Origin of the sequence: Streptomyces sp. NPDC037389, from assembly GCF_040636475.1 — a bacterium.
Taxonomy (GTDB): domain Bacteria; phylum Actinomycetota; class Actinomycetes; order Streptomycetales; family Streptomycetaceae; genus Streptomyces; species Streptomyces hesseae.
This window is the reverse complement of the sequence record NZ_JBEZUS010000079.1, coordinates 853-1,112: the sequence shown is the minus strand read 5'-3', so window position 1 is coordinate 1,112 and position 260 is coordinate 853. Positions and strand designations below refer to the sequence as shown.

Below are 260 nucleotides of genomic sequence, written 5' to 3'. Positions count from 1 at the left end.
CAGGGCCGCCTCGGCCCGATGTACGCGGGCGGCTTCCACGGCTGGGCCCAGCTCGTCGCGGACGGCGTGAAGTTCGCGCAGAAGGAGGACGTGGTCCCCGCCGACGCGGACCGCCGCATCTTCCAGCTCGCCCCGGCCGTGGCCCTGCTGCCGTACCTCCTCGTCCTTCTGGCCGTTCCCGTCGGTCCCGGGGAGGGCGCCGTCGGGCAGGTCGTCGACGCGGGCGTCTTCTTCGTCCTGGCCGTCATGGGCGTGGGCGT

1 pseudogene (running past one end of the window) is annotated in these 260 nt (G+C 74.2%); it reads left to right on the top strand.

Features of this window, described 5'->3' with window-relative positions:
• Nucleotides 1-260: pseudogene (locus AB0E98_RS33895) on the top strand (complex I subunit 1 family protein); its annotated part runs 634 nt beyond the window's last position; the annotation flags it as partial.